Origin of the sequence: Paenibacillus xylanivorans (genome assembly GCF_001280595.1) — a bacterium.
In the GTDB taxonomy this organism is placed as follows: Bacteria; Bacillota; Bacilli; order Paenibacillales; family Paenibacillaceae; genus Paenibacillus; species Paenibacillus xylanivorans.
In genome coordinates, this window is sequence record NZ_LITU01000050.1 from 93402 (window position 1) to 99876 (window position 6475).

The 6475-nt window shown below is 44.8% G+C and carries 9 protein-coding genes; all 9 read left to right on the forward strand.

The genetic code is table 11. The features are described 5' to 3' along the window. Positions 1–12 precede the first annotated feature (12 nt). The gene (locus AMS66_RS08070) at positions 13–627 is read left to right on the forward strand and encodes a histidine phosphatase family protein (RefSeq protein ID WP_053780304.1); all 615 of its coding nucleotides are present in this window, start codon (positions 13–15) and stop codon (positions 625–627) included. A 17-nt stretch (positions 628–644) separates the two neighbouring features. Next, positions 645–971: a hypothetical protein gene (locus AMS66_RS08075; protein WP_053780305.1), complete on the forward strand. Its 327-nt coding sequence runs from the start codon at positions 645–647 to the stop codon at positions 969–971. 51 nt (positions 972–1022) lie between these two features. Then, entirely contained in the window at positions 1023–1679 is a 657-nt protein-coding gene (locus AMS66_RS08080) for a pyridoxine/pyridoxamine 5'-phosphate oxidase (protein ID WP_053780306.1), read from the forward strand. Between the two features lie 21 nt (positions 1680–1700). Further along, positions 1701–2009 carry a hypothetical protein gene (locus AMS66_RS08085; protein WP_181014100.1) on the forward strand — a complete coding sequence of 103 codons (309 nt, stop codon included), beginning with the start codon at positions 1701–1703 and terminating at the stop codon, positions 2007–2009. A 69-nt stretch (positions 2010–2078) separates the two neighbouring features. Continuing rightward, the gene (locus tag AMS66_RS08090; protein WP_053780307.1) at positions 2079–2648 is read left to right on the forward strand and encodes a GNAT family N-acetyltransferase; all 570 of its coding nucleotides are present in this window, start codon (positions 2079–2081) and stop codon (positions 2646–2648) included. A 105-nt stretch (positions 2649–2753) separates the two neighbouring features. Further along, the gene (locus AMS66_RS08095; protein WP_053780308.1) at positions 2754–3710 is read left to right on the forward strand and encodes a radical SAM protein; all 957 of its coding nucleotides are present in this window, start codon (positions 2754–2756) and stop codon (positions 3708–3710) included. A 220-nt stretch (positions 3711–3930) separates the two neighbouring features. After that, positions 3931–4917 (forward strand): phosphodiester glycosidase family protein, encoded by a 987-nt coding sequence (locus tag AMS66_RS08100; protein WP_053780309.1) that lies wholly within the window; start codon positions 3931–3933, stop codon positions 4915–4917. 2 nt (positions 4918–4919) lie between these two features. Continuing rightward, on the forward strand, positions 4920–5933 hold the full coding sequence (locus AMS66_RS08105) for a bifunctional glycosyltransferase family 2/GtrA family protein (RefSeq protein WP_053780310.1): 1014 nt from the start codon (positions 4920–4922) through the stop codon (positions 5931–5933). Positions 5934–6103: 170 nt separating this feature from the next. After that, positions 6104–6475, forward strand: a 372-nt coding sequence (locus AMS66_RS08110; RefSeq protein ID WP_053780311.1) for a VOC family protein, incomplete at its 3' end; no start/stop codon positions are given.

The following is a 6475-nucleotide window of genomic DNA, read 5'->3' on the forward strand; positions in this document are numbered from 1 at the left end:
GGAGGAGAAATCTTGAGGATTTTCTTAGTAAGGCATGGAATGGATGAGGAAGGCTACAGAGGTGGCTGGAGTCAGCGAGGACTCATTGAGCAAGGTATTATTCAATCGGAGAGACTCGGAGATTATCTGTATCATCATTCAGAGCAATATAAAATCAATACGGTGATTAGCAGTGACCTTCCACGCGCAGTACAGACTACAAAAGAACTTGAAAAAAGGCTGGATATAAAAGCGCATTACCTGAAAGACTGGAGAGAAATGAACAACGGAGATTTGGCTGGCATGCCAAACAAGGAAGCTGAAGTCAAATATGCAGGAGTTTATTTTAATACTCTTGGAATGGATATCCCGTTTCCGGGAGGAGAAAGTCCTCGAAATTTCTATAACAGAATATGTACATCCTTTCGGGATTTAGGCCAGAGTATAGAAGAGCAACAGGTCGAATCCAATGTTCTGTTAGTCACGCACGGTGGAGTAATCAACATACTTTATTATCTCTTAGGACACCAAAATTGGACTAATAAATCGGAGTTTCATTCTATTGGGAATACCAGTATTCATACAGTTGAAAAAGGAGTAGATGGTTGGAAGTTTAGCGGTATGAATATGATAAGTCATCTAGGTTAGAAAAGGGAGTAAATACATTGGAGATTTATTTTGAAGAAGATAACGAACTTTTTAGCTGGGAAGCGGAGAGTAAGGGATACAGATACGACATTTATGTGAAAATCGATAAAGAACTGTTTCGAGTTGCGGCATATGATCTTGCTAGAATTACGCAGGACTTTAATGATGAGGTAATTCATAATGGATTTTATAGAATGGATGCCAATCTAATTCTATTAAAAGAAGTCACCAAAGACGAGATTATATCCACCGTAACTAGACTATATCAGGAAGATTTTTTTGGGGAGTTAAAGCCGTTGGATGAAGGAAACGTAACGAGTTTAAATCTAATAAAAATAAATTAAGTTCAATTGCGCTACAATGGAATGAAATGGAAGTCTAAGGAGGTTGCCGATATGAGTGATAAACCGAGTGATTTGTTGCGTGGGTTGAAGTCTTTGTCTGATCCTTTCCCGCCTTGGGATATCGAGCAGTTACCGGATCGACCGGGAGAGCTTTTTCTGGAATGGCTGAGGCTGGCCATCGATTATGAGGTGAAAGAACCCCATGCGATGACGATCTCGACGGTGGATTCGAATGGTTTTCCAGATGCACGAGTATTAATTTTGAAAGGCGTAGTTGACGAAGCTTTTTATTTTGCATCTGGCTCGGAGAGTCGAAAAGGTCAGCAGCTGGAGAACAATCCGCAGGTGGCACTGACCTTTTACTGGCCTGCGCTAGGCAGACAGATCCGCATAAGGGGGACCGCCGAGGATATGGGTTCGGAAGCGGGGGCGGCAGATTTTCGGAAAAGATCGGCAGGGGCACGCGCAGTTGCGATGACGGAACGACAGAGTCAGGAGCTGGAGAGCGAGGAAGAATTGGAACAGGCCATTACCGTTCAGAAGGAACGGATCAGCCGTGATCCCGATGCTGTTACACCGAATTGGAGACTGTATACCGTGAACGCACAGGAAGTTGAATTCTGGCAGGGAGACCCGGAGCGGAAGCATCTGAGAATCCAATATGTTTTGCAACATGGGCAATGGAAGCACGAGAGGTTATGGCCGTAATTTTATAAAGGGGGAATAAGTGTGAGTCGTAGAACTACAGGTACGCTGTTGCTGGTCATAGCGGCATTTCTATATGGTGTTCGATATTTGAGTGCTGCTATTTTTGGTTCTGGTATAACTTCATGGAATTGGGACTTGTTCCAGGAGATGCTGAATTATGTTGGGACTGCTCCGCGAAATTGGAGTATAGTTGCTTTAATACTGGGTTTGTTCTATTTAATATGGGCGGAATATGAAACAATCAGCTCCAAAACAAAAGAAAGTCTCAAGCGTTTTGTGAGTTATGAAACTGTAGATCAAGAAGCGGAAAGCCGGAACAACACAGAATAACCGGATAGTGTGATTCCTTGTCAGCAACGGTCGCAAAACTAATTTGAATAACCCGGAGGAGACATACATATGAAGTCTATTGAAAGTTATTTTGACCCATTTCCGGTATTGGAAACAGAACGAACTCTCCTTAGGCCGATTACCTATGCTGATCTGGAGGATATGCACTGTTATTGCGCGGTTCCTGTGGTATCGGAGTACACAACTTGGGATGCGCATCAGAGCCGGGAGGGTACGAAAGCCTTTATTGATTTTGTCATGAGTCGATATGAGGTGGATAAGCTGGGGCCATGGGGAATAGAGGATAAACACACGAAGAAGTTGATTGGCAGCTGCAATTATTTAGGATGCGACAGCAACAGTATGAAGGTGGAATTGGGTTATGTGTTATCCAACGAGCATTGGGGTCGAGGAATCATGACGGAAGCGGTTAGCCGAATCATTCAATTTGGATTTGAAGACATCGGGTTGGAACGAATTCAGGCTAAATGTCTGGTGGGTAACATCGGTTCCGCAAAGGTCATGGAAAAGACAGGCATGAAATTTGAAGGGGTTTTACGGAAGTATATGAAAATTAAAAACGAATTGCAGGATTTGAAAATGTATGCCATTATTCGATCCGATTATGATTTCAAATGATGATATGATTCCCAACGTACATAATGTCATATCGTGCATCGACCGTGATCCGCTATAATCTCCAAGTTAATAACACATGGATAAGGAATCGGGAGGTACATCGAATTGACAGCAAAAAACAGATATAAATCACTGGAACTTGAAACACCCGGCGTATATGAACTGGAAGGACTGGAGGTTGGCGTGACCTCCAATTGCAATTATAAATGCGACTATTGCTGTGCCTACAATCGGGACGATGGGCAGTGCATAAGCGGTCAAGAGGTTATTCGAATTATTCGTGAGCTTCCGCGGCTCAAGCGAGTGCGTTTGTCCGGGGGAGAAGTTACTCTGAAATATCAGGATTGCCTGGAGATTGTGAAGTATTGTGGGCTACATGGCATCGACACGCAGTTAAATACCAATGCGAGCCTGCTGACCGAAGAACGAATTCATGCCTTGCGTGATGCGGGCTTATCCAATATTCATATTTCGTTCAACTATACGGACCCGGATGCATATGCTGCCTATTATCGTGTACATCCCCGCATGTATGAGCGATTGGAACACAACATTCGTCTATGTACCGAGGCGGGGCTGGAGACCGTATTGGAGACGTTGCTATTTGAAGGCACCCAAGCGAACATGCAGGCTATTAGCGATAAAGTATATGAACTGGGTGTGCGCATCCATGAGATTCAGAATAGTATCGTGATGCCACACAGTCACTGGAGCAAGATCGTCTCCAAGGAGTCACTCATCCACTCCGTAAACGAGCTTATCAAGCACAAGAAGGAAGATACGACGTTATATTTTACCTGTATGGATCGTTTTGCTGAACAACTGGGTTTGCGTGAACAGCCTGGTGTCTACTTCTCCAATTGTGTGGATGGGACCAAACAGCTTCATTTGCACGGCAATGGGGATATTCTCATTTGTGAGTTATGTCTTCCGGTCGTTGTTGGGAACATCTATCAGGGAACGTCCTTAAAGGATATCTATACCAAACAGCCGCAAGCGTTAACGGATTATCTGGAAAAGCAGCCCTGCCCTGCATACGATGCTCTTTTTGCTGGTGAATAGTCACGTTTATAAAAGGCAATTCAACTCTGAACTGTGGCTATTAGGTTTATACATATTTAGGATAAAATCTATTTCATTTATCATTCAATTAGAAGGTTGCCTGATCTCCTCGACAGAGACAAGGTAATCTTCTTTTTTTGCGTTCCCAGTCATTCAGATTCATTTAAGCTAGCCCGCCTATGATGAGCCTTAAGAACTTAGATGAAGAGGTGAACTTCACATGATGAAGATCTATCCAAAAACCAACGAGAACGACCCATATAAAAATGCAAAACCAAGGCGCAAATGGCTGATGATCACCCTTGTTATTGTTCTGGGCCTTGGTGCCGTGATATACAGCCTGGCAGACCGTTATTTGATCCAACATGTGGAAGTGGTTGTAGCAGATGACAATACATCAGCAACCAGTAACTCCAGCGAAACTTCGACTACGGCGACTGAATTGAATGCGACGTCAGATGACTGGAATTATTCCAGCGATGATATGAAGGTTAAGATCGATAAGGTACAGACGGGCTCTGGCTCAGATCAGATCACGTATTACGTCGCAGATGTACAGCTGACGAATGCGAGCAGCCTGCGCTCGGCTCTGGCAGATAACAGCTTTGGCACGAATATTACCGAAAACACTTCAGAGATTGCTTCGGCCAACAATGCTATCTTTGCGATTAACGGTGACTACTACGGTTTCCGTGATGACGGCGTGATTATCCGTAATGGCACAGTATACCGGGATGATCCGGTACGTGATGCGATGGCGCTATTCAGTGACGGTACGATGAAGACGTACAACGAAACAGAAGTTTCCTCATCGGAACTGCTGGCAGAAGGCGCGACCAATACGTTATCTTTTGGACCAATTCTGGTTCAGGACGGCGAGATTGTAAGTGACTTCAGCAGTGTGAAAATTGATAGTAACTTCGGTAACCGATCGATCCAGGATGCGAACCCCAGAACCGCGATCGGTATGATTGCCCCGAATCATTATGTGTTCGTTGTGGTGGACGGACGGCAGGGTGATAGCCGTGGCATGACTTTGGCAGAGCTTGCTGATGTGATGAAAGGTCTTGGAGCAACAGAAGCCTATAATCTGGACGGCGGCGGTTCATCCACAATGTATTTCATGGGGCGGGTTGTCAATAATCCACTGGGGAGAAACCAGGAACGTGGCGTAAGTGACATCCTTTATCTGAAGGAGGGACAATGATCATGACGATATTAATTCCATCATACGAACCGGATGTGCGGTTATTAAATCTCGTTTTACAGTTGCAGACGTTTAAGTTAGGACCCATTGTTATTGTAGATGATGGCAGCGGCCCAGGTTACCGGGGGATTTTCGAGACGGCTGAAGCCTATGGATGCACGGTCCTGAAACATACGGCTAATCTGGGAAAAGGACGGGCGCTCAAGACGGGATTTCAATATATCAAGAAACATGGGCCACAGGGCGGAATTGTGTGCGCGGACAGTGACGGACAGCATCTGCCGCATGATATCAAACGCATCTTTGATGTACTATTGGAGCAGACCACCCCAGGCATGGTTCTGGGAAGCCGTCGTTTTAGTGGAACCATTCCAGCGCGAAGCCGTTTCGGCAACACGGTCACACGAGGTGTCTTTTCTCTCACGACAGGTACGAAAGTCTATGATACGCAGACAGGCCTGCGAGGTTTTCCATACTCGATGTTGGACTGGCTGTGCCAGATACCGGGGGAACGGTTTGAATACGAAATGAACATGCTGCTAACAGCGCATAAAGAAGGATATAAGATCACGGAGGAGTTTATCGATACGGTCTATCTGGATCATAACAAATCCTCTCATTTTCGCCCATTGGTAGATTCATTCCGAATTTATATGCCGATTCTGATGTTCAGTACGTCTTCGGTGTTATCGGCCTTGATCGATTTTGGCTTACTGTTCGTGATCCAGTACTTCACGCATAATCTGTTCCTATCGGTGGTTGCAGCGAGACTTTGCAGCTCCATCTTCAACTATACGGTCAATCGAAAGTATGTATTTTCAACCGGGAAAACGTCAAGGGTTCGCCAGTCTTTACCGAAATACTTCTCGCTGGTCATCCTAGTGCTGCTATTAAATTACGGATTGTTGTACTTCTACAATGAAAAACTGATTATCCCGCTGATTGCAGCCAAGCTGTTAACCGAGGTGTCGATCTTTGTATTCAGCTATTGGGCGCAGCGCAGATTTGTGTATTAAAACTCAAACACAGAGAGAGTAAGCATATCGCTTGCTCTCTTTTTTTTCATTCAAAACCGTTTCATGTTTACCGCGTTATGGGGTACGATGGAGGTAGCCATTTTGTGTAATTAACTGGAAGCATATATGGATGAATTCATACCATTATTAGTACATGGGAGGAATAAAGTATGGTTCCACAGCGAGTGAGTCTGGTTACTATTGGTGCAATACATTTGCCTGAGCTGCGTTTGTTCTATCAGAAGCTTGGCTGGAGTGAGACAGCAATCAGTTCAGATCAGTACAGTGTCTTTGAAACGACAGGTGTACTGTTATCTTTATATCCCATTCAGGAACTTGAGAAAGATACGGGTATGACATCCAGTGCATCTGGTGGGTTGAAGGGAACGTTGCTCGCAATCAATGTGGATAAAGCGGAAGACGTGGATGATACCATTGGGGAAATTCGTGCAGCCGGAGGGAATGTAATCAGAGAACCATATGACGCTGCCTGGGGCGGAAGAATCGCCTATTTCCTGGACCCGGAGAATAACTGCTGGGAA

What these genes read in the sequence shown, in the direction of transcription:
- AMS66_RS08080 (WP_053780306.1), top strand. Translation starts at nt 1,023, where the DNA reads ATGAGTGATAAACCGAGTGATTTGTTGCGTGGGTTGAAGTCTTTGTCT.
- AMS66_RS08090 (WP_053780307.1), top strand. Translation starts at nt 2,079, where the DNA reads ATGAAGTCTATTGAAAGTTATTTTGACCCATTTCCGGTATTGGAAACA.
- AMS66_RS08100 (WP_053780309.1), top strand. Translation starts at nt 3,931, where the DNA reads ATGATGAAGATCTATCCAAAAACCAACGAGAACGACCCATATAAAAAT.
- AMS66_RS08105 (WP_053780310.1), top strand. Translation starts at nt 4,920, where the DNA reads ATGACGATATTAATTCCATCATACGAACCGGATGTGCGGTTATTAAAT.